We start from the raw sequence: 18,406 nt of genomic DNA, 5'->3' as shown, positions 1-18,406 counted from the left end.
ACGGCGCGGGGCGGTGGTAGAAGGGGGTCAGCTGATGCGTTCCAGACGAAGCCACGACCCGGTCCGCATGATCGAACCCGTCGCGTTGGAGACCCGCTGCGCCCAGTTCAGTTGCAGCGTCCCCGCGGTCGAGGAGGTGACGAGCGTGCCCATCAGCGTGGCCGTCATGTAGGTGGTGTTCTCCGCCCCGTAGCCGCCCAGCGGGAACGAGGTGGCGCCGAGGCTCTGCCGGTCAACGACGACGCCCGACGAGGCGATGCCGCCGGTCTGGCTCTGCGTCGAGGCGTGCGCGATCCAGGAGAACGTCGCGCCGCTCGGGCCGGTCCAGCCGCACTTAATGTCCGCGTCCTGGTGCGCGGAGTACAGCAGGAACCCGGTGACCACGAAGATCGCGTTCGCGGCGCAGCTCTGGAACAGATGGTTGTCGGCGACGTTTGTGGTGCTCGACGCGATCGTCTGATCGGCCGATTTGTAGGCGACGGGCGGAGTCATCGAGGCCAGGCCAGCCGCAGTCACGCGCTGCCCTGCCGACCACGTCGGGTACTGCACGAGGCCTCCTACAGAGCGGTGGTCATGGGAGTGGCGAGCCGGACATCGGTGCCCGCGGGCTGGGCTTTCACGATCCCGTTGACGGCGCGGGTGACGGTGATGCGCTGCGGGGTCTCGACGGTGAAGTTGTCGAACCGGTACTCGACGCCCACGTTCGAGTTGCCGGAGCCGCCGTGGGCGCTCATGCCGACCGCCCCCGAAGCGAAGCTGGCGGAAACATCGGTGCGGTCGATGTGCCAGACGCCGACAGGCTCGGCCGAGCCGGTCGCCCACACCCGCATCAGGATCCGGAACCCAATGATCCTGACGCGGACCTCGAACGTGGCGCCGGGGGTGTACGAGAGGCCCGTAGCCGCGTTCGTCCCGATGATCGTGGCGCCGGAGGTCACCGATACGAAGACACTTCCGCCCGTAGTCCATTCCAGCCTGGCCCGGTAGTGGTCTGTGCTGGAGGACCAGCGCAGCAGCACGCACGACGCCAGGCTGCCGCCCGTCGCTGTCGCCGAGACGGCCATCTGGACCCGGATGTCGGCGTCTATGCAGGTCTCGGCGACCGTCTGCTGCCGGTGCAGGGTCTGCGACGCGGAGACTGTGACCACGCCCCGGCCGGAGGCCACAGACCGTTCGGACGAGCTCACGCCGCCCGTCAGGGTGTAGGTGTGCCCGTCGGACGCCGTGCCCCAGCCGCCCGCCCCGACGGTCCGCCCGAAATCATCGGCCATCAGTGGGGCGGCAGCGGTCGCGGTGACGACCTCCCCGCCCAGGCGCAGGTCGTACGGATGCTGGGCCGGGTCCTGTGTCCACAGCGGCCGCGGGTCCCCGTCGTCGTGCACGGTGTGCACGACCAAGGTGGTGCCCGAGCCGGACGCTGCGACGCCGAGTACCGAGCCGCTCGTGTCGGCCCTGCCATAGGTGGCGTCGTCGAGGATGCCCACCTGCCACGGATCCGCCGGCGAGCACGTGAACGTGATGCTCCAGGTTCGCGGCCCGAGGGTCTCCGTGTAGCCCTCGACGAGGAGATCCAGTGGCCCGGGCGGCAGATGCGCTGGCAGGTTCGTGACCCGGATGACCGACCCGACATCGAGGCGGGTGACCGCGTCGATGTGCTGCGGCGTGTTGTGGAGCAGGAGGGTGACCTGCGGGTAGCGGGCCGCGTCCACCGTGCCCAGGTGCACGAGCCACTGTGCGATCGGCTCGCACTGGGCGTCGGCGGCCAGGCTGAGCGTCACCTCGTCCTCGTACAGGCCGACGCCGTTCGGGGCGTCCTGCGTGGACATCGGGCCCGAGTCCAGCGACCACCGGCCGAAGCTCCCGGAGGTCCGGTTGACGGTGCGGTCGTTGCGGATGCGGCTGTCGTCGTCGCGGGGCGGGCCCAGCTCCGTCAGATCGGTGTAGGGGACGGTGAGGGTGGGGGTGCGGGTGTAGAGGGAGCTGCGGCCCTGGTAGGTGAGGCCGAGCCGGTCGCGGTCTTCCATCAGCACGCCGCCGTCCGACGCTTCGCACTCGGCGAGGAGCGCCAGGAACTGGTCCGGGCGCTGATATCCCATCGCCTGCTGCTGGGCCGGATCCCCGATCACGGTGACCGGGATGGCCTCCTCGGCGCCGAGGCGCAGCGCCCGGGCCCCGGCCGTCTCTCCGGTCCAGGCGGTGCTGAACCCGGTGTAGTCGGGGGAGAGACCGCGGTAGAGGGCGAGGTGGCCGATGCCGACCCCGGCCAGACTGGACCCGAACGCGGTGGCGAAGCCGGTGACCCGCCCGATGGTGGCGTTGGACAGGATGGCGCTACCGCCCGACGTCAGGACGTAGATGTCGGCGCCGCTTTGGATCGCGACCACGGAGAACCGGAACCAGCCCTTGCCCCAGTTCGCGGACAGGTTGACCGCCGTAACGAGGGTGAGTGCGCCGTCGCCGGTCTCGGTCGTCAACTCGTAGCCGCTAGCCGTGAACCGGAGTGTCCAGATCGTCCAAGGGGAACCGTTCGTCGTCCATTGCAGGATGACGCCGCCTCCGCTCGGCGCGGACGGCACCTGGTAGTAGAAGTCGATCTCCCAGATGCTGCTGGAGGCGTATGTGGGCACGGCCCCGTAGAGGGTGGCGCCGGCCGCGATGGTGGGCAGGGCGTCCGCGGCGGGCATGCTGCTGTCGGCGGCCATGCGCAGCCCGGACACGGTCAGCGGCTGCACGCCCAGGATGGGGCTGTAGGCCTGCGTGGAGTTCTGGCCGTCCTCCAGCGGCCAGTAGGCGACCAGATTGGTGGCGTCCACGGGGATGCCCCGGGTCAGGGTCGACCGGAGGGGGCGGCGGCCCTGGCTGAGTCGGCGCATAAGCCCGGCCGCAGTGACCGGGGCGGTGACGTCGCGCCCGGAGCGGTGCCAGCGCGGCGCCCATTCGGCGATCTCACCGATCGCGCGCTGTCGGCGGGAGGTGATGGTGGCGTCGCCGTAAAGATCCCAGGTGCGTCCGGCACCGTCGGTGAACAGGCCCGACCCGGAGGGCCGGCTGGAGAAAACCGGGTTGGCGACGACGGTCCCGCCGATCCCGGACCGGACCTCGATCGCGTTGATGATCCGCGCGTTTCCCCTGGTGGAGCCGTAGATGAAATCCCCGACGCGCAGCGGTGCGATGCCCGAGTTGATCGAGGTCGCGCCTGCCTGGACGACCGGGTCGCCCAGCTGCGTCCAGGTGCCGGTGATGGTGTCGGAGGTGTAGAAGACGATCGTGCGGCCGCTCGCGCCGTTGTTGACGTCCAGGGTGACCCGGACGGCGGCACGCTGCCACGGTTCGAACCCGAGCGGGAGCGAGGTGGCCGTCAGCTCGGTGAAACCATCCTCCGTCCAGACCAGGGACAGGCAGCCCGCCTCGGTGACGATCAGGCTCCACGAGTTGGACGGGCTCGTACCCCACTTCCCGACGAGATCCCAGCCGCCCTCGCCACGCTGGCCCTGCCAGTAGGCGGGGGTGACGTCGGCGCGGATGTCGATGTCGCCGGTGAAGTCCAGGACGGGGGCGTCGGAGGTCTGGGCTCGGGCGAAGACCGCCGAGGGCAGGACCAGGCCGACGTTCGCGCCGTCCACCGAGTACCGGATCGGGGTGTTGCGGCCCAACTGCCCGTAGTACGGGGAGCGGGGGTTGCGGTTGTTGAGGGCGCCGGTCGGGTCCTCCAGGGTGAGGTCGATGGTGGACGGGTCGACGCGGGCGCCCTCCGAGCGGCGCCCGCGCGTGTGCCGGATGGCGTCCGGCACACGGACCGCGTCGGTCTGGGTGACCCACGTTCCGGCGATCTGGAGGTCGACCTGAGCCCCGGGGACCGGCATACGCCTGCCCTCCTTCCGCTAGTTGCTGCCGAGTACGGCCTGGACGTTGCCGCCCAAGGCTTTGATCTCCCTCTGGAGGGTGTTGAGCATCGGGGCGATACCGCCCTGGAACGTGACGACGACCTGCACCGGCTGCCCGGCGCCCGGGCCGCCGCCTGCCGCTCCGCCGAGGGCGGGGGTGACGGGCAGGACCATGCCGGGCAGATCGCCCGTGAGTCCGCCGAGTTGGTCGCGCAGCCCCGGCGTCGCGGCGCTGATGCCACGCCGGAAACCGTCGATCAGGCTGCGGCCGGCGGGCGTGAGGATCCTGGCGTCGGTCTCGGCCGGGCCCTTCCAGTCCGGCAGCATCGAGGTGATCCACCCCAGGTGCTCCCGCAGGCTGGGGACCATGGACCGCAGGCCGTTGATCAGGCCGCCGAGGATCTGCCGTCCGGCATACCACAGCACGTTGCCGAGGTCGCCGATCGAGCCGATCACCATCTGGCCCAGGCCGCTCAGGAACTGCCTGGCGGCATTTCCGGCGGAGGTCAGGTCGCCCCGCAGTAGGGCGACGAGGAACTGGATGACGGGGATGACGACGGTGCGGATGGTCGTGGCCAGCCTGTCGGCGAAGATCGCCGCGAGCTGACCGACGATGCCGATCAGCGGCCGGATCACCGGCATCAGCCCGACCAGGAGTTGCGACGCGAGCTGCGCCAGGACCGAGATCAGCGGGGCCAGCGCGACGAGCAGCTCGCCGCAGATCATGCCGATGTCGGCCAGGCTCGGGGCCAGCTCCGTCAGCAGCTCGCCGGCCAGCTGCACCGCCACCGCGAACTGCTTGGCGAGGCCCTCCGCGATCAGAGAGACCAGGCCGGGCAGCTTGGCCAGGACCGGAGTCAGGACCGCCATCAGGATGGCGGCGACCTGCATCACTAGCGGCGCCAGGTCCTGGAAGCACTGGCCGAGCGCGGTCAGGAGCGGGGTGAGGACGGGCAGAAGCTGTGCGATCAGGGCCCCGATCACCGGCAGCAGCGGGGACAGGGCGATCACGAGCTGGCCGACCGCGGTGGCCGCGGCCACCAGCACCGGGCCCAAGGCCTGGATAACAGGGCGGAGCGCGGCACCCAGTGCGGCCACCAGCACCTTGACGGGTTCGCCGAGTTCGGCGAACACGCTTGCAATGATCTTCAGCGCGTCGACGAGGATCGGAGCGGCCGTCTTGCCGACCGCCGACATCACCTCGTAGATCGACTTCAGGCCCGCCTGCACCTCGGGCGAGCCGAAGGCGTCCGCCATGGCCTGCGTGATGTCCTGGAGGACCCCGATGAAGCCGCCGCCGCTGCTCTCCATCGGGCCGAGGATGTTCGCGAAGATCTCCCCGACGTTCGCGAAGACGTCGAACAGTTGGCCGACCAGGCCGATGGCCTGATCGATCGCAGTCTGCATGCGGCCGGACTCGAACGCGGCGGCCATCTTCGCGGCCAGCCCGTCAAGGCCCTTGCCCGCAGCCGCCGTCAGCCGCTCGAAAGCCGGGCCAGCCGCCGCAGCAACCTGCCCCAGCCCCGTCACGACCTGCCCCGGCGCCCGGGACAGATTGCGCAGGCCCTGTGACGCCGACGCCATCGCCTGCCCGAGCGTCCCGGACTGCGCCAGATCCCGCGCGGCCGCCAGCACCCCGCGACCCATCAGGTTCATCGCCCCGGCGGAGTCGACCAGCCCGGCCCGCAGTACCGGCAGCACCGATCCTGCGGTGCGGGTCAGCTCACCGGCCAGGCCTCGCATGAGGGTCTGCTGCACGTCCAGCCGCAGCGCGGTCCACGCTGGCTTCAGTGCGAGTAGGGCCTGCACGAACGCGCGCGCGGCCGGCGCGAGCTTGCCCATGGCCTCCGCGAACGGGTCGGCGCCGCCGCTCGATCCGGCCTCGGTGAGGGCCTGCTGGGCGCGGCGCACCTGCTCGATGCCGTCCGCCGCCGTACGGGCGGCCTCCTGGCGGGCGTCGGCGACGTCCCGCTCGCGGTCGGCGAGGGTCCGCTGCGTGTCCGCGATCCGCTCGTGCGCCTGCCGGACCGCATCCGTTCCCTCGACCCCGGCGGCGTTGGCCTTCGCGGTCTCCTCGCGGAGCCGCGACGTCTCGGTGCGCTGCTCCTTCAGCCGCTGCACCGCGCGGTCGTAAGCCAGTTGAGCCCGCTCGATGTCCTGGAAGCCGCCCTCCGCGCGGGCCTTGGTGAGTTCGGCCTGGGCGTCAGCAACCTGCATGACCGCGTCCCGCTGGTCCAGCTCAGCACTGGCCAACCGGTCGTTGAGGTCTTCGAGATCCCGGGCGCCCTCAAGCCGGGCATCGTTGAGGGCGAGCTGCGCGGCCCGCGCCTCGCGCTGCGCGTCCGTCAGGCCCCGCTCGGCGTCCTGCACCCGGCGCACGGCCTGCTCGTTCGCGCGAGCCGCGGACTGCACCGCATCCCGCAAGGACTGCTGGGCGCTGGCCTGGGCTTTCGCGCCCGCCGCGGCCGCCGCCGCCGACTTCGTGGACGCGGTGAGAGCGTCACCGATCCCGCTCGTACCCAACTTCACGACCGCGACGGCCTGCCCCAGCATGAACACCGCGGTCGCCGCCAGCCCGGCCGCCGGTGCGATGTTCTGGAGCGTCGCGACCAGCCCGGCCGCCATCGGCGCCGCAGCGCCGAGACCGGCCCCGATCGTCCCGATCCGCGCAGCGATCGGACCCAGGGCCCCGGCCGCCGACCCGATCCGGCCGAGGACTCCGGCGAAACGCTGCCCGCTCCGGTCCGCACGGCCGAAACCGGCCGCAGCCTGGGCCCCGGCCGACACGAACCGGCCGTCGAGGTCCCGCAGCCGGCCGTTGGCGTCCGTGGTGTACCGGGCCGTGACTGTCTGCGCTTCCTCGAAGGCGCGCACCAGGCCGTTGACGCGACCGACGGACGCGAACCGCCCGTCGAGCGTTCGCAGGCGACCTTCCGTGTCCTGCTGGAACCCGCGCATGCGGGCCTCGGACGCGGTCAGGGTCCGCCGGATGCCGGTGTCGTCGCCGTCGATCCGGGCGACGAGCTCCCCCACGGTGATCGCCACGGGTCACCTCCAGGGGTCAAGTCGGAAGGCCCCCGTGGAGGGCGAGGCGGATCTTCTCGGGGTCGTCCTCGACGGCGATCTCGTCACCGGCCATGCGCCGCCACATCGACTCCGCAGACAGGCCGGAGACGAGGACGTAGAAACGGCGACGGGTCATCTGCGCGATGTTTTGCGGACCGAGCCCGTACTCCCGCTGGAAGTCCGCTTCGAGGGCCCACCAGTAGCGGCGGATCGCGACCGCCGTTCGGCTCGGTTCGGAGCGGGCGCTTTTCCCTCCGCAGCCTGCTCAAGAACCATCTCGTGAGCCTCCTGGAAGGAGGTCTTCCGGCCGCGCGCATTAGCCATCCCCCAGGCGAGGATCACCTGGAATTCGAGCAGGCCCATTCCCGCATCGCGCCACTTCTCCAGGCAGTTCTCGCCGAAGATCATGCCGACCAGCTCGGCGATGTCCTCGATGCTGCTGGAGTCCTGGAGTTCCTCCACACGTTGCTCTACGAGCATCGGCATGTCTCGGGGGACGGCGACCGTGACGCCACGAATGATCGTGGTCGTCGGGCGGGCCACCGACGCCCAGAACGCGTCGAAGCTCTCGTCCTCCGAGGCCGCCTTGCGGGCGGTCATACCTTGGCCGCCGTGGTCGACGCGCCGGACCGGGTGACGGTGACGGACCAGCCGACCTTGTCGTTGTTGCCGCCGCCGGTGTCGCCGACTTGGAAGTGCGCCTTCGGCCAGACTTCCCAGTTGGCGTCTCCGGGCATCCAGAACCGGAACCCGCACAGGCTGTCGGTGCCGAGGCGTTCGGTCTGCGCCTCGATCAGGGCCTGCCCGGAGTCCAGGGCGCCGGTCGCGGGGTCCTTCAGGAGGAACCCTTCGAGCTTCATGACCTTGCCGAGCTGCATGATCTGGCTCTCGGCCTGGCCGTCGGATCCGAACGTGGTCGTGTCGGTGGTCTCGTACTCGCGCGACCGGGAGAACGTGTTCACGCCGCCCTCGGTCCCGCCCGACCCAGGGGCGATCGATACCCAGGTGCCGGGGTTGAGGAAATCCTCGATCTGGAATTCCACGTCGCGCGCGTTGAATTTCTGCGCCGTCATGGCGCACCTCCATGCATGGCGAAGAGCCCGCCGGCGGGAGCCGTACGGGCTGGAAGAACAGGGATTGGTGAGCCGCTACACGGTGCGGATCTCGGTGCGGAAATTGCAGACGTGCTCGTGACGGCGGTTGCCGTCCACGCCGAGGGACTCGGGCGCCGCCTGGATGGCGATGCAGGAGATCATGTTGGTGCCGTCCGGCAGCACGATCGGGCCCAGACCGTGCAGCGCGGTGCGGATGGCGTGGGCCCGCCGGCGGGAGACTCGCGGGTCGGTCGTGCCGCGGACGCGGATCTGTACGCTCGGCTCGGCGTACGGGAGCCGGGAGTCGGCCTCGGGGCCGCCGTAGCCGGTCAGGACGACGCAGACGTCCGGGGTGGAGGGCATGGCCTCCTGGAAGCAGTCGCCGCCCGTGCCGCCGGCCCGGTAGTCGACCAGGCCCAGGCCGTGCAGGTACAGGGACAAGCCGGTCAGGAGGTCGGACTCATCGTCCACGCAGCCACATCCTCAGCGGGACGGCCATCAGCTCCAGCATTACCGCGCGTTCGCTGTTGAGCGGGCCCTCCAAGTACTTCGCCTTCCGGCCCGGCAGGTGCTTCCACGTCAGCTCCTCGTGCTGACGCTTGGCATACACCGTGTCGTAGACGACCGCCCCCTCTAGTCCGTTACGGATGACCCGGGATGAGCGCTCCAGGGTTCCCTCGTCGAGCGGCACGATCTTCCGTGACTCGGCCAGCAGATGCTCCAGCGCCCGCTGCAGGCCGTCCTCCGCGAGACGCTGGCCGCGCTGGCCCCACAGCCGGCGGCCCTCCCAAGACATGCTGGTGCGCTGCCTCACCGGAGTCTCACCTCCCGATGCGACGGCGTCCCGGGAAAGACCAGGAGGCTACTGGTGACGACGGACTGGACCCTCCCGGACGGGGTGATCATCCGGGACTCCGGCGCGCACTCCTGCGAGGGGTGCAGCCACACCCGGGTACTGGAGACGACCTCCTCGCCCCGCTCGTCGCGGACGGTCTCCACGGTGTCCTCGACGTAGGCCCGCGCGGAGACGGGCGCAGCGTAGTGCGGGCCGTAGGGGCCGTCGCCGAGGTACGCCTCAATGCTGACCGTGTGCGGCAGCATCCAGCCCGGGATCACCACGTCACCACCCCCCTCTGGAACCGGTCCGGTGTGAGGTCCGGGCTGCCGAGGGCGTCCCAGACGGCGGGCGCTACCTGCCGGCCGGGGGCATCGGCGCCTGAGACGGCTGTGACCGACCGACCCAGGCTTACAGAGCCGATCGAGGCGTTGCCGAGCCCGGCCATGAACGCGCCGGTCGTGTCGCCGACCTCGAATCCCCACTCTGCCTGCGCGCACGTAGCCGAGGCGAGCGCGGCAGCGACTACGACGTCGGTGGGGTATCCGTTGCTGTCGACCGCGTACCAGCAGCCGCGCAGGACCTGCGCGTCAAGGAACGTGCTGGCACGGACGAGACGGGTATCGATGTCTGCGGGGGCCGCGGCTCCGGTGTGGGTCTCGTACTGCTCGGCGGTGGCGTACACCCGGGGGAGCATGGTGGCCCCCTCAGGTGCTGTTGCCGATGACGATGATGTCGTAGACGACCGAGCTGCCGGACGACGAGTTGGCGATCTTCAGAAGGTCCCCGGTCGCTGCGGTCACGGCCATGCCGGTCGCATCCGCAGAGCCGGACGCCGAGGCGAACCAAGCCCCGGGCCGGAGCGTGATCGTGCCCGCCGCGTTGAGCAGCCCGACGAAATCGTTCGAGCCGTTCGCGCCGACGACCACGTTGTTGACGTTGGTGGAGATGGCCGCCACCAGGATGAACTTCACTCGGGCGAACACCGTGGCCGTGCCCAGGTTGTCCGTGAGCGCCCCGGCGAGGTCGAGCGTCTCGGTCGCTGAAGCCGCGAGGGTCCGCTGATCGGCGAAGATCCGATCCGCCTTACCAGCACCGGCCCCCGATTCGAGGTGCGCGGCATACCGGCGGACCAGCGGATCGGAACTGGTCGTGAAGTCGTTCGACTTCGTGTTGGTCGCGGAGACGGTGATCCCCACGTCGGTGATGAGGGGCATCAGCTGCGGCCCTTCCTACGTACGGCCGGCGCCTCGTCGGGCTCCGGCTCGGTGGGTGCGGGGTCCGGCTCCGGGGCCGGTTCGAGGGCCGCGGGCGGCGGCTCCTCGGCCTGGGGCGGGTCGATCTCCTCGACGGTGTAGCCCGGCGCGGACCGGAACCAGTCCAGCGCCCGCGCGTGCGCGCCGGCGTCGGTGATGACCGCGTGCCCGTTGGCGAAGCCGACGCCGTGGACGCCGCCGGACACCGGTCCGGGCGCGGTGATCGCGTACCGGACCGGGGGCGCCGGGGGCGGGGCGGTCTGCTCTTCGGCGCTCATGGCGGCGGCCTCACGTGATTTCGACGTACGGCACGAACTGCTTGGCCGTGGGCGACGCGATCGTGGCCGGGGCCGTCGTGGTCAGGGACGACCCGGACGACTGCGACAGGGCCCGCTCACCGGTCGCGATGACCGGAGCTGCGATCGTCCCGAGCAGCGTCGGGACAGCGGTCGCCTTGACCATGATCCCGACGTAGTAGATGCCGGTCTTCGGCACCGTGTACGCCGCCGAGAGGGCCTTCGTCATGGTGGTGTTCGCCGCCCAGGCGGTGGATGTCTGGTCGGCGGTCTGCGCGAGCAGCGCCGGGGTGGCGGCGTCGGAGTACAGGGCGAACCACCAGTTGGTGGGGGTGTCCGCCGCGGTCGCACCGGACCGGAAGCTGATGTTCGTGACGACGTCGCCGGCGCGCAGGTGGATCGGCACGGACGTCATGACCTGAGTGGTCAGCGCCGCCTGCCCGGTGTCACTGGCGGAGTCGTACAGGCCGGTCCGCGGAAGGTTCCGGCGGAAGAAGGTGTCCGGGCTGGCCGGGTCGGACAGGTTGAGGTGCGCGAGTGCGTCGCGCACGTTGCGGGTGTAGCCGCCGAGCTGCGTCATGACGCGCTCCTCTCGGTGATGGTCTTGCGGTTCTTGCCTTCGGCCTCGGAGAGGAGGACCCGCATGGTCTCCTCCTCGTCGTCGACCACGGAGTCGAGGTACTCGACGACCTCGTCCACGTTGTGCTGTGCGGGGTCGAACGGGACGTCGCCCTCGTCGGGCTCGTCCGTCGCCGGAACGTCGAGGGCGCGGACGCCGTAGCCGCTGGAACGGAAGTAGGCGAGCCGCGCCCGGCCGGCGGGCGTGTCATCGCCGACGTGCGCGGTGCCCTGTTCGAAGGAGGCCCCGGCGGAGTCGCCGGTGAACCCGGAGACCGGGGCGGTGATCTCGTAGCGCATGGCTCACACCACCTTGATGTTCCGCAGGACGCCACACGACTTGGTGTTGCGGAGCACGGCAGCGATCGGACCCATCTCGACCTCGCCGGACTTGACGGCGCCCGACTGGTTGAAGTCCGGCAGGTAGGTCGTGACGAGCGGGGAGTTCGCGGCGGACGCGCCGTGGAAGGCATCCAGCCCGAACGACACCGCGTACAGGTCGGTGAGGCCGGTGATGTTGCCGCCGCCGCCCGCACCGTCGGCGTCGCGGGTCTCGATCGGGATGATCGGCGCGGAGCCGTCGACCCGGTCACCGAGGTCGACGAGGACCCACGGGCCGTACATGTCGATGGTCCGGCCGAGGTCGTCGCGCACCGAGGTGAACTGGGCGGCGCGGCGGGCCAGGGACTTGATGCGGCTGATGGACTTGGTGTTGCCGAGGATCGCCTTTACACCGGGCGGCAGAGCGCCAGTGGCGCCGCTGTCGCCGGACCCTGTCTGGGACGGGACGATCCGGGCGAGGAAGTCGTCGAGGGCGTCGAACGCCGACATGGCGAGGTCCTCGGTGGTGATCGCCGACGTCGACCAGTTGATGTAGCCGGCGGACACGCCCTCGTTGACGGGCAGGTACTCGGTGGCCTGGCCGGTCAGGGACTTGTTCAGGCCGTCGAAGCCCTTCGCGTCGACCGCGACGTCACCTTGGACGATCTCCTGGTTGAAGCGGGTCCGCACCGATGTCAGCTTCTGCGACATCTGGAACATGATCTCGTTGGTCGCGGCCGGGCCGAGACGGGCGAGGGTGCGGTCGACCGTGAACGCGCCGCCGAGCGGCTTCAGCGTGACCGACTTCTCCTCGCGGGTCGCCTCCGAGGACACGTACTCGTCGTTGTACTGGCGGAAGTCGGCGCCGGACGCGGCCAGGAGCCGCCGGTAGCCGTACGTCAGCGAGCCGCCGCCGGTACCGGGGGTCACGGTGTCGTCCCACACCATGTTGTCGAGCAGCCAGCTGTTGCGGCGGAGGTTGTCGATGACGGAAAAGTCGACGTCGGTCTGCGTGTTGAGCTGCGCCTGGGCGAGCGTCACGGGCATGGGTTACTCCTGGGGTGTCAGGTCTGGTAGTGGGAGCGGATCGCGCCGGCCAGGGACCCCGAGCGGGGCTTTGCGTTGCCCTCGCGCGTCCCGCCGGACAGGTCGCCTCCGGAGGCCGGGGCGACGGGGGTGCCGGCGAGCGCCGGGTTGTCCTTCACGGCCGCCTTGATGGCGTCGTCGAGGGCGGTCCTGAACCCCTTGTCGGCGGGGTCGAGGCTGGCGATGGTCTCGTTGAAGCTGACGGAGTCGATGAGCGCGCCCGGCTTGGCGCCGGCCTTGTCGGCCCGCTCGCGGATCGCGTCCCTGATCGTGAACTTGCGGATCTGAGCGTCGCGCTCGGCGAGTGCTCGCACCTGTTCGGCCGTGGCGGCTTCGCGGCCCTTCTTCTCCGCGGCGGCGACCGCCTTCTCCTGGTCGGTCATGGACTGCTCGCGCAGCTTGGCGAGCTCCTCGGCCGCGGTTTTGCCCTGCTCGGCCGCCGTCTTGTTCTCCTTGGCGCGCTGCTCCCACTTGCGTGCCTCGGCCTTCCAGTCCGTTCCGTCACCACTTGATGCGGGGGCGGCCGGAGGAGCAGGCGGGGCCGGAAGAGCGGGGGCTGCGGGGTCACCAGCGGGCGGGGTGCCACCGGCGTCGGCGGCGCCCTCGTTGCTGCCACCCGCGATGACGTAGATCGGTCGGCCGTCCGTGCGGTGGCCGAGGATCGCGCCGGCGGAGTGCGAGGCGAGGGGGTGTCGGAAAGGGGTGTGCATGGTGGACTCCCGTTTCGGGATCATCCGGCGGTGCCGTGCGGCGGGTGCCGGGAAGTCAGTGGGCGTAGTCGATTTGCTCGCGCGCGCGTTTCCGCGGCAGCCCGGTCTCGCGGGTCAGGTCGCGTAGGGCCGCCTGATAGCCGCGGATCCGGCTGCGTGCCGTTGCGCGGGCCTCGTCGTCGAGCGCGGCAGCCTCGCGGCGTTTCCACCGGCGGATCTGCCGTTCCAGGCGTCGCTGCTCCTGGCTGCTCTTGTACGAAGGAGCGTCGGCCGGTGCGGTGGGCGGGGTCGTCACGCCGGGCAGGTAGAGGGACACGGAGTGGCGGCAGTTGGCGTGCTGGAAACCGGCCTGCCTGGCCTCCATAAGGGACCCGGCGACGTGCACGGTGACGGCGCCGCGGCCGGTGGTGTGTGGTACCTCGACGTCCCGGCGGCCGGGCGGCCCGGAGATGGCGAGGATCTTCCCCTCCCACGGCTCGCACAGTGGGCAGGACCCGCCGGGCGCCGACACGTAGACGAACTGCTGGCCGGCGGCCGCTAGGCGGTCGACGTGGGCCTGCACGGCAGCGCGCCCGCAGGTGGTGCGTACGGCCATCGACACGTAGGCGGCGAGCTCCCAGGACCGGCCGCGGGAGTCCACGAAACCGGTGATACCGCGATCGGCGAACGCGTCGAGGGCCTGTTGCGCGGCCCGGATGCGGGTGATCTGCCCGTCAAGGACACCGGCGGACGCGCGGGCGATGACGTCCCGGTACACGTCCTGCGGCTGGCGCAGGATCCGGGCGTAGACGGGCTCGAAATCGTCGGTGAGGGCGCGGGTCAGGCGCTGGGTGGGCGTGCTGTCGAGGTCGTTCGGGCCGGGCGGCAGCTCGTGCTGAGCGAGCTCGCTACGGGCGGCCCGATCGCCGAGCAGTGCGGCGCGCTGCACCGCGGAGACGGCCGCCTGCCCGGTCCGGACCCGGAGGCCGGGCAGGATCCGCTCCAGGGCGCGGCGGAGCAGCCCGGAGGCGCCGGTGCGGGCCCGCGCCCACCCCGGCCGGGTGAGGCCGGGGGTGAGGAGGTCACGCAGCTGTTCGATGACGGTCTGTTCCGCGGCGACGAACTCGGCGGCTACGGGTTCGGCGAGGTGCTCGGCATCACCCGGGGAGACCGCCATCGTCGCCTCCAGGGGGCAGGCCGTCGGGGTTGTTCACGGCGCGCCCGGACTCGGCGAGGATCCGACGCACCTCTGCCTTCTGCCAGTCGGCATCCCGGTCCGGGTTGACGAGCGCGACGAGCGTCTCGGTTGATGCGGCCTCCGCGCGACGGAACAGCTCGGCGGACTCGGCCAGGACCTTGATGTCGTCCTGGACGGAGTCGGCGAACAGCACCTGTGGCCGCTCGACCGGGATGCCGTTCAGGTCGGGGAACAGCTCGGAGGCCTCCAGCAGGAGGATGACCTCGGCCTGGTCGGCGATCCCGACGGCCTCAAGTTCGGCTTTGCGGGCGCGCGTGGACATCGAGCGGGCGTTGCGGGCCTTGATCTCTGTCGCGGTGACGGCCGGGCCGCCGCCGTCCTCGCCCATGGTGCCGCTGCTGTACCCGGCGGTGTGGATCACCCGGGCGAACAGGTCGGCGATCGTCTCGCGGTGGGACAGGTGCCGGATCTCGAACTGGTTCAGGGTGATTTGATGGTCCGAGGTGGGCGGGATGTTCATCTCGGCGAAGACCTCGCGGTCCTCCCAGGCCACACCCCGACCCGGGCCCATCGACTGGAGGTAGCCATTCGGGACCAGGATGCGGGAGCGGGCGAGACGGACATCGCGCATCCAGCTGGTGTACGTCTCGTCGATCGCGGAGAGCATCGTCTCCGACCCCTGGAAGTCGCTGGTGCCGAGGCCTGCGGCGCTGGGGATGTCGTGCCAGTCGGGGGCCGTCATCGTGTTGGGGATGTACGAGGTGGCCAGCCGGTTCCCGATGGGCAGCTCCTGCACGGGCAGCAGCCGCCGGGTCTCCTCGAACGCGCCCAGGTCGACCGGCTTACCGAGGTTGTCCTCGGTGCCTTCGTACACGCCGTGGAGAATCCTGCCGGGCTCGTGCCGCTCCAGGTGGCGGATGACGCGCTGCCCGTCGATGTCGAGGACGGTCCAGAAGGTGACGGCCCGCAGCCGGCCGTGGACGAAGGTCGGGGCGGCACCGTCGGCGCGCACCAGGCTGCTCCAGGGGCGATCGCTGATCTCGCGGTCCCAGACGGCCCGCAAGTAGGCGCCGCCGAGTGCAGCGGTGGTCTCGCCCTGGGCAATGAGGGTGCGGCGGAAGCCGGACTCCATGAGATCTTCGAGCCGATCCCTGGCCGCCGTCTGCTCGACGATCAGCTTGGGAGGTTCGGAGAACAGGAGGTCACTTGAGGTGCGGGCGAGGTCGCGTGCGAGGGGCATGTGGAGCTTGCGACGCGGCTCGCCGAGCGGGGTCGGCTCGCCCCAGAACATGCGGGAGACTGCGCCGACGAGGCCGCCGCGGTACTGGGAGGGCCTGTTCTGCGGCTGGCCGAAGCGGCCGCCGTCGCGATGCCGGTTGAGGTAGCGGTAGGCCAGCCGGTCGGGGTTGGCGGAGTACCAGGCGGACCAGTCCTCCATGTCGGAGCGCACCGCCGGGTCGATCGGCGGCCACGGGGTGCCCTTATCGGGGAGCGGCATCGGGGACCTCCTCGGCCAGGGCAGGGTGTTCCATGGCGTCGGCGGCCGCGCGGAGCATGTCCGCGATGGTGCTCCGGTCGACGGCGACCCGTCCGGTGCTGCTCAGGGGGAAGTCGAGGGCGCCGATCCAGGCCTCGGGGGTGTCGCCGATGCGGAGGAAGACGGGGAAGCGCGCGATGAGTGCCATCAGGTCCGGTCCACCTCGACGACGAGGCCGGCATAGTGCAGCCAGGACATGGCGAGTTCGTCGTACCGCTCCATGAGCGGCAGGTTCGTCATCTCCAGCTCGGCCGCTTCGAGGAGGCGGGCGGCGTTGTCGAGGGCCTGCGCGGCGGTCGGTCGGCTCATGAGATTCCCTCCTGCCGCAAATCCGGGTCCATCTGGGCAGCCAGGCGCAGCAACTGCGCGGCGTCGTCTGGGGCGGCCGAGGCCGCCATCTCCCTTGCGTTCCGCGCGAAGGTGCGCGCGTACGGCAGGCATATCGCCTGCGCTTCCTCGGCGCCGCGCTGTGCGGTGGCCCGGGCGAGGAACGCCTCGTAGGTGGTCTCGAATGCCATCAGGCAGCCACCTCCAGGTTCGGGCGGAGCAGGCCCCGCCATTCGTGCGCGGTGGAGTGCAGGGCGTACCGAAGGGCGTCGACCGAGTGGTCGTTGACCTTCAGCGGCTTGTCCTCGCCCTTCTCAGCGGCCTTCGGGTCCCACGCGTACGAGCCGATCTCCGACAGCAGGCCCTTGCATGAGCGGTGCACGGACAGTGCGTTGGAGCCGAGCGCCACCCCGACGGAGCGAATGCCGTCCTTCACGTCGTTCTGAGCCTTCGCCACCCCGGGCACGCCGTCGGCCCACAGCTGCGTCATGAACGACGCGGCGGACGGGTCGACGAACACCCACTGCGGGGTCACCCCACGGCCGCCGCCGTGCTCGTACGTACCAAGCCAGTCCCGGAACGCCTCGCTGTACTCGGCGTCGGTGAGTTGCCGGCGTGCGGTGCGGGAGTCGTGTCGGTACTCCGAGGCCACGTACATGCGCCGGTCGGTGCCGACGCCGACGAGGAGCGCGGAGAGGGGGTTGGTCGTGCCGTAGTCGATGCCGACGCACATCCACCGGTCGATGGCCGGGATGATGTCGACGACATGGCGGGCCTCGTCCCACATGTCGTAGACGACGCCCTCGGCCAGGCACCACTCGCCGAGGACGTACCGCTTGTAGAACAGCCCCTGGTACTCGATCTTGAGGTCGGTGACGTACTTGGCGGGCAGGAAGGGGTTGTCGTCGAGGCTGAACGAGAACCGGTGCAGGTCGATTGCGTCGTCGGCCCGCGATTCGGCGATCGAGCCGTCGCGCCGGAGGTGGAAGCGGGCCCGGTCCAGGAACTTCTTCTTCAGCCAGTGGTTCGGGCCCTCCGGGTTGGTGGTGCCGAACCACTGCGCGCCCTCGATGGACAGGCGGGTGCCGAGCATCGAGAAGAACGTTTCCGGGAACGTCGTGACCTCGTCGAGGTATGCGCCGGCAAGGGTCAAACCCTTGATCTTCTCGGCGGATCTCTCGTCGTTGGCGCCCGCGGTGTAGATCGTCCGCCCGAGGAGGAGCAGCTCGCCTGCGCCGGCCTTGTAGATGCAGCGTTTCGGGCCGAGCATCTCGATCATCGGGTCGATGATGTTGCGCTTCAGGGTGCGCTCGGTCTTCCCGACCATGAGGAGCGGGCCGGCGGGGCCGGTGCGGACGTATCGCAGCCACACCATGATCGAGCTGATCGTCTTGGAGGAGCGGACCGCGCCCTCCCACAGGTTCCCGCGCGCGGTCGCGAGTTGTGTACTCCGGAGCTGCTTCCCGGCGAGGGCCTTGTACACGGCGGGCCCCCTTCCCGGTCGGCTACTCCGGCGCCGGGGTGCCGCCCATCATCCCCCTCAGCCACTGGTCGACGGCGGCCATGCCCTCGGTCTCGGTCTCCGACGGAACGAGGCGCAGCGACTGCGCGGCGGCCGCGGTGGCGGCGGTCATCAGCGCCCGCTTGTCGGCGGCCGGCGGCTCGGGGACTTCCTTCTCGGTGTAGGTGTTGTCCTTGCCGCCGATGTTAAAGACCTTGGCGGGCTGCCACAGTTGCTCGGTGAGGCGGAGGGCGTCATCGACGAGGGCGTCGGCGAGGATGCTGCGCTTCTCGGCGAGCTGTGCGTTCCGGGCGGCGGTGGCGGCCTCGGTGGCGGTGTTGTCGAACACAAGGTTCATGCGGGCGCACTGCACGCTGATGGTGCGGGTGCCACGGCCGAGCCGGCGGGCGATCTCGTTGCGGCCTACACCGTCGGCGTGAAGGGCTCGGATCTGGTCGCGTTCGGCGTCGGTGACCGGGATGTCGTTGCCGTCGATTCCCTTGGCCATGAGGTCACCTCCGAGGGTGGGGCCCGCCGCCCGGTGGCTCGACCGCGCGCCCTCGGGCGCGGAAGCCTGCCGGGCGGCGGGGGTCTGGGAATGCGTCAGCCCCGCGCGGTGGCGGGGCTGGCGGGGGTTTCTGTGTCCGGGCACGCCGGGACTGGCCCTAGGATCGCCGACGACGACCGGTTTTGCAACT

Annotated in this window: 23 protein-coding genes; all 23 read right to left on the bottom strand. The window is 70.7% G+C overall.

The window, feature by feature from the left end; genetic code table 11:
- Nucleotides 1-27: 27 nt before the first annotated feature.
- Nucleotides 28-549: a hypothetical protein gene (locus ACGFYY_RS25415; protein WP_393712688.1), complete on the bottom strand. Its 522-nt coding sequence runs from the start codon at nucleotides 547-549 to the stop codon at nucleotides 28-30.
- 8 nt (nucleotides 550-557) lie between these two features.
- Nucleotides 558-3,863, bottom strand: coding sequence for a hypothetical protein (locus ACGFYY_RS25410; RefSeq protein ID WP_393712686.1), 3,306 nt, complete (start codon nucleotides 3,861-3,863; stop codon nucleotides 558-560).
- A gap of 18 nt (nucleotides 3,864-3,881) precedes the next feature.
- Nucleotides 3,882-6,929, bottom strand: coding sequence for a hypothetical protein (locus ACGFYY_RS25405; RefSeq protein ID WP_393712684.1), 3,048 nt, complete (start codon nucleotides 6,927-6,929; stop codon nucleotides 3,882-3,884).
- A gap of 16 nt (nucleotides 6,930-6,945) precedes the next feature.
- Nucleotides 6,946-7,086 carry a hypothetical protein gene (locus ACGFYY_RS25400; protein ID WP_393712681.1) on the bottom strand — a complete coding sequence of 47 codons (141 nt, stop codon included), beginning with the start codon at nucleotides 7,084-7,086 and terminating at the stop codon, nucleotides 6,946-6,948.
- Nucleotides 7,083-7,550, bottom strand: a complete 468-nt coding sequence (locus ACGFYY_RS25395; RefSeq protein ID WP_393712679.1) for a hypothetical protein — start codon at nucleotides 7,548-7,550, stop codon at nucleotides 7,083-7,085. The genes ACGFYY_RS25400 and ACGFYY_RS25395 overlap by 4 nt, the downstream gene beginning before the upstream one ends.
- The gene (locus ACGFYY_RS25390; RefSeq protein WP_393712677.1) at nucleotides 7,547-8,023 is read right to left on the bottom strand and encodes a phage tail tube protein; all 477 of its coding nucleotides are present in this window, start codon (nucleotides 8,021-8,023) and stop codon (nucleotides 7,547-7,549) included. The genes ACGFYY_RS25395 and ACGFYY_RS25390 overlap by 4 nt, the downstream gene beginning before the upstream one ends.
- Before the next feature lie 75 nt (nucleotides 8,024-8,098).
- Nucleotides 8,099-8,515 (bottom strand): minor capsid protein, encoded by a 417-nt coding sequence (locus tag ACGFYY_RS25385; RefSeq protein ID WP_393712675.1) that lies wholly within the window; start codon nucleotides 8,513-8,515, stop codon nucleotides 8,099-8,101.
- On the bottom strand, nucleotides 8,505-8,840 hold the full coding sequence (locus ACGFYY_RS25380) for a hypothetical protein (RefSeq protein WP_393712673.1): 336 nt from the start codon (nucleotides 8,838-8,840) through the stop codon (nucleotides 8,505-8,507). The genes ACGFYY_RS25385 and ACGFYY_RS25380 overlap by 11 nt, the downstream gene beginning before the upstream one ends.
- 14 nt (nucleotides 8,841-8,854) lie before the next feature.
- Nucleotides 8,855-9,163, bottom strand: coding sequence for a hypothetical protein (locus ACGFYY_RS25375; RefSeq protein WP_393712671.1), 309 nt, complete (start codon nucleotides 9,161-9,163; stop codon nucleotides 8,855-8,857).
- Complete coding sequence (locus ACGFYY_RS25370; RefSeq protein WP_393712669.1) at nucleotides 9,157-9,576, bottom strand: hypothetical protein; 420 nt, start codon at nucleotides 9,574-9,576, stop codon at nucleotides 9,157-9,159. The genes ACGFYY_RS25375 and ACGFYY_RS25370 overlap by 7 nt, the downstream gene beginning before the upstream one ends.
- A 10-nt stretch (nucleotides 9,577-9,586) precedes the next feature.
- Nucleotides 9,587-10,096 carry a hypothetical protein gene (locus ACGFYY_RS25365; RefSeq protein WP_393712667.1) on the bottom strand — a complete coding sequence of 170 codons (510 nt, stop codon included), beginning with the start codon at nucleotides 10,094-10,096 and terminating at the stop codon, nucleotides 9,587-9,589.
- Nucleotides 10,096-10,413, bottom strand: a complete 318-nt coding sequence (locus tag ACGFYY_RS25360) for a hypothetical protein (protein ID WP_393712665.1) — start codon at nucleotides 10,411-10,413, stop codon at nucleotides 10,096-10,098. Before ACGFYY_RS25360 ends, ACGFYY_RS25365 begins: the two co-directional genes overlap by 1 nt.
- A gap of 10 nt (nucleotides 10,414-10,423) precedes the next feature.
- Entirely contained in the window at nucleotides 10,424-11,011 is a 588-nt protein-coding gene (locus ACGFYY_RS25355; RefSeq protein WP_393712663.1) for a hypothetical protein, read from the bottom strand.
- The gene (locus ACGFYY_RS25350; protein WP_393712661.1) at nucleotides 11,008-11,349 is read right to left on the bottom strand and encodes a hypothetical protein; all 342 of its coding nucleotides are present in this window, start codon (nucleotides 11,347-11,349) and stop codon (nucleotides 11,008-11,010) included. The genes ACGFYY_RS25355 and ACGFYY_RS25350 overlap by 4 nt, the downstream gene beginning before the upstream one ends.
- A gap of 3 nt (nucleotides 11,350-11,352) precedes the next feature.
- Entirely contained in the window at nucleotides 11,353-12,417 is a 1,065-nt protein-coding gene (locus ACGFYY_RS25345) for a major capsid protein (protein WP_393712659.1), read from the bottom strand.
- A 17-nt stretch (nucleotides 12,418-12,434) separates the two neighbouring features.
- Nucleotides 12,435-13,166, bottom strand: a complete 732-nt coding sequence (locus tag ACGFYY_RS25340) for a hypothetical protein (protein WP_393712657.1) — start codon at nucleotides 13,164-13,166, stop codon at nucleotides 12,435-12,437.
- 55 nt (nucleotides 13,167-13,221) lie between these two features.
- Nucleotides 13,222-14,322 carry a phage minor capsid protein gene (locus ACGFYY_RS25335; RefSeq protein WP_393712655.1) on the bottom strand — a complete coding sequence of 367 codons (1,101 nt, stop codon included), beginning with the start codon at nucleotides 14,320-14,322 and terminating at the stop codon, nucleotides 13,222-13,224.
- Nucleotides 14,303-15,841: a capsid protein gene (locus ACGFYY_RS25330; RefSeq protein WP_393712653.1), complete on the bottom strand. Its 1,539-nt coding sequence runs from the start codon at nucleotides 15,839-15,841 to the stop codon at nucleotides 14,303-14,305. Before ACGFYY_RS25330 ends, ACGFYY_RS25335 begins: the two co-directional genes overlap by 20 nt.
- The gene (locus tag ACGFYY_RS25325; RefSeq protein WP_393712651.1) at nucleotides 15,825-16,028 is read right to left on the bottom strand and encodes a hypothetical protein; all 204 of its coding nucleotides are present in this window, start codon (nucleotides 16,026-16,028) and stop codon (nucleotides 15,825-15,827) included. The genes ACGFYY_RS25330 and ACGFYY_RS25325 overlap by 17 nt, the downstream gene beginning before the upstream one ends.
- Complete coding sequence (locus ACGFYY_RS25320) at nucleotides 16,028-16,189, bottom strand: hypothetical protein (protein ID WP_393712649.1); 162 nt, start codon at nucleotides 16,187-16,189, stop codon at nucleotides 16,028-16,030. The genes ACGFYY_RS25325 and ACGFYY_RS25320 overlap by 1 nt, the downstream gene beginning before the upstream one ends.
- Nucleotides 16,186-16,398 (bottom strand): hypothetical protein, encoded by a 213-nt coding sequence (locus tag ACGFYY_RS25315; protein ID WP_393712647.1) that lies wholly within the window; start codon nucleotides 16,396-16,398, stop codon nucleotides 16,186-16,188. Before ACGFYY_RS25315 ends, ACGFYY_RS25320 begins: the two co-directional genes overlap by 4 nt.
- Complete coding sequence (locus tag ACGFYY_RS25310) at nucleotides 16,398-17,690, bottom strand: PBSX family phage terminase large subunit (protein WP_393712645.1); 1,293 nt, start codon at nucleotides 17,688-17,690, stop codon at nucleotides 16,398-16,400. Before ACGFYY_RS25310 ends, ACGFYY_RS25315 begins: the two co-directional genes overlap by 1 nt.
- 22 nt (nucleotides 17,691-17,712) lie before the next feature.
- A complete protein-coding gene (locus tag ACGFYY_RS25305) occupies nucleotides 17,713-18,216 on the bottom strand; it encodes a helix-turn-helix domain-containing protein (protein WP_393712643.1) in 504 nt (167 codons plus the stop codon).
- Nucleotides 18,217-18,406 lie beyond the last annotated feature (190 nt).

Origin of the sequence: Streptomyces sp. NPDC048331 (genome assembly GCF_043201215.1) — a bacterium.
In the GTDB taxonomy this organism is placed as follows: Bacteria; Actinomycetota; Actinomycetes; order Streptomycetales; family Streptomycetaceae; genus Streptomyces.
Note: the sequence above shows the minus strand (reverse complement) of the source record. Positions and strands in the feature narration are given on the sequence as shown.

Excerpts from the sequence above, each read along its gene's own strand:
- ACGFYY_RS25410 (WP_393712686.1), bottom strand. The coding sequence starts at position 3,863 with ATGCCGGTCCCCGGGGCTCAGGTCGACCTCCAGATCGCCGGAACGTGG.
- ACGFYY_RS25400 (WP_393712681.1), bottom strand. The coding sequence starts at position 7,086 with ATGACCCGTCGCCGTTTCTACGTCCTCGTCTCCGGCCTGTCTGCGGAG.
- ACGFYY_RS25395 (WP_393712679.1), bottom strand. The coding sequence starts at position 7,550 with ATGACCGCCCGCAAGGCGGCCTCGGAGGACGAGAGCTTCGACGCGTTC.
- ACGFYY_RS25390 (WP_393712677.1), bottom strand. The coding sequence starts at position 8,023 with ATGACGGCGCAGAAATTCAACGCGCGCGACGTGGAATTCCAGATCGAG.
- ACGFYY_RS25380 (WP_393712673.1), bottom strand. The coding sequence starts at position 8,840 with ATGTCTTGGGAGGGCCGCCGGCTGTGGGGCCAGCGCGGCCAGCGTCTC.
- ACGFYY_RS25370 (WP_393712669.1), bottom strand. The coding sequence starts at position 9,576 with ATGCTCCCCCGGGTGTACGCCACCGCCGAGCAGTACGAGACCCACACC.
- ACGFYY_RS25365 (WP_393712667.1), bottom strand. The coding sequence starts at position 10,096 with ATGCCCCTCATCACCGACGTGGGGATCACCGTCTCCGCGACCAACACG.
- ACGFYY_RS25360 (WP_393712665.1), bottom strand. The coding sequence starts at position 10,413 with ATGAGCGCCGAAGAGCAGACCGCCCCGCCCCCGGCGCCCCCGGTCCGG.
- ACGFYY_RS25355 (WP_393712663.1), bottom strand. The coding sequence starts at position 11,011 with ATGACGCAGCTCGGCGGCTACACCCGCAACGTGCGCGACGCACTCGCG.
- ACGFYY_RS25350 (WP_393712661.1), bottom strand. The coding sequence starts at position 11,349 with ATGCGCTACGAGATCACCGCCCCGGTCTCCGGGTTCACCGGCGACTCC.
- ACGFYY_RS25345 (WP_393712659.1), bottom strand. The coding sequence starts at position 12,417 with ATGCCCGTGACGCTCGCCCAGGCGCAGCTCAACACGCAGACCGACGTC.
- ACGFYY_RS25340 (WP_393712657.1), bottom strand. The coding sequence starts at position 13,166 with ATGCACACCCCTTTCCGACACCCCCTCGCCTCGCACTCCGCCGGCGCG.
- ACGFYY_RS25335 (WP_393712655.1), bottom strand. The coding sequence starts at position 14,322 with ATGGCGGTCTCCCCGGGTGATGCCGAGCACCTCGCCGAACCCGTAGCC.
- ACGFYY_RS25330 (WP_393712653.1), bottom strand. The coding sequence starts at position 15,841 with ATGCCGCTCCCCGATAAGGGCACCCCGTGGCCGCCGATCGACCCGGCG.
- ACGFYY_RS25325 (WP_393712651.1), bottom strand. The coding sequence starts at position 16,028 with ATGGCACTCATCGCGCGCTTCCCCGTCTTCCTCCGCATCGGCGACACC.
- ACGFYY_RS25320 (WP_393712649.1), bottom strand. The coding sequence starts at position 16,189 with ATGAGCCGACCGACCGCCGCGCAGGCCCTCGACAACGCCGCCCGCCTC.
- ACGFYY_RS25315 (WP_393712647.1), bottom strand. The coding sequence starts at position 16,398 with ATGGCATTCGAGACCACCTACGAGGCGTTCCTCGCCCGGGCCACCGCA.
- ACGFYY_RS25305 (WP_393712643.1), bottom strand. The coding sequence starts at position 18,216 with ATGGCCAAGGGAATCGACGGCAACGACATCCCGGTCACCGACGCCGAA.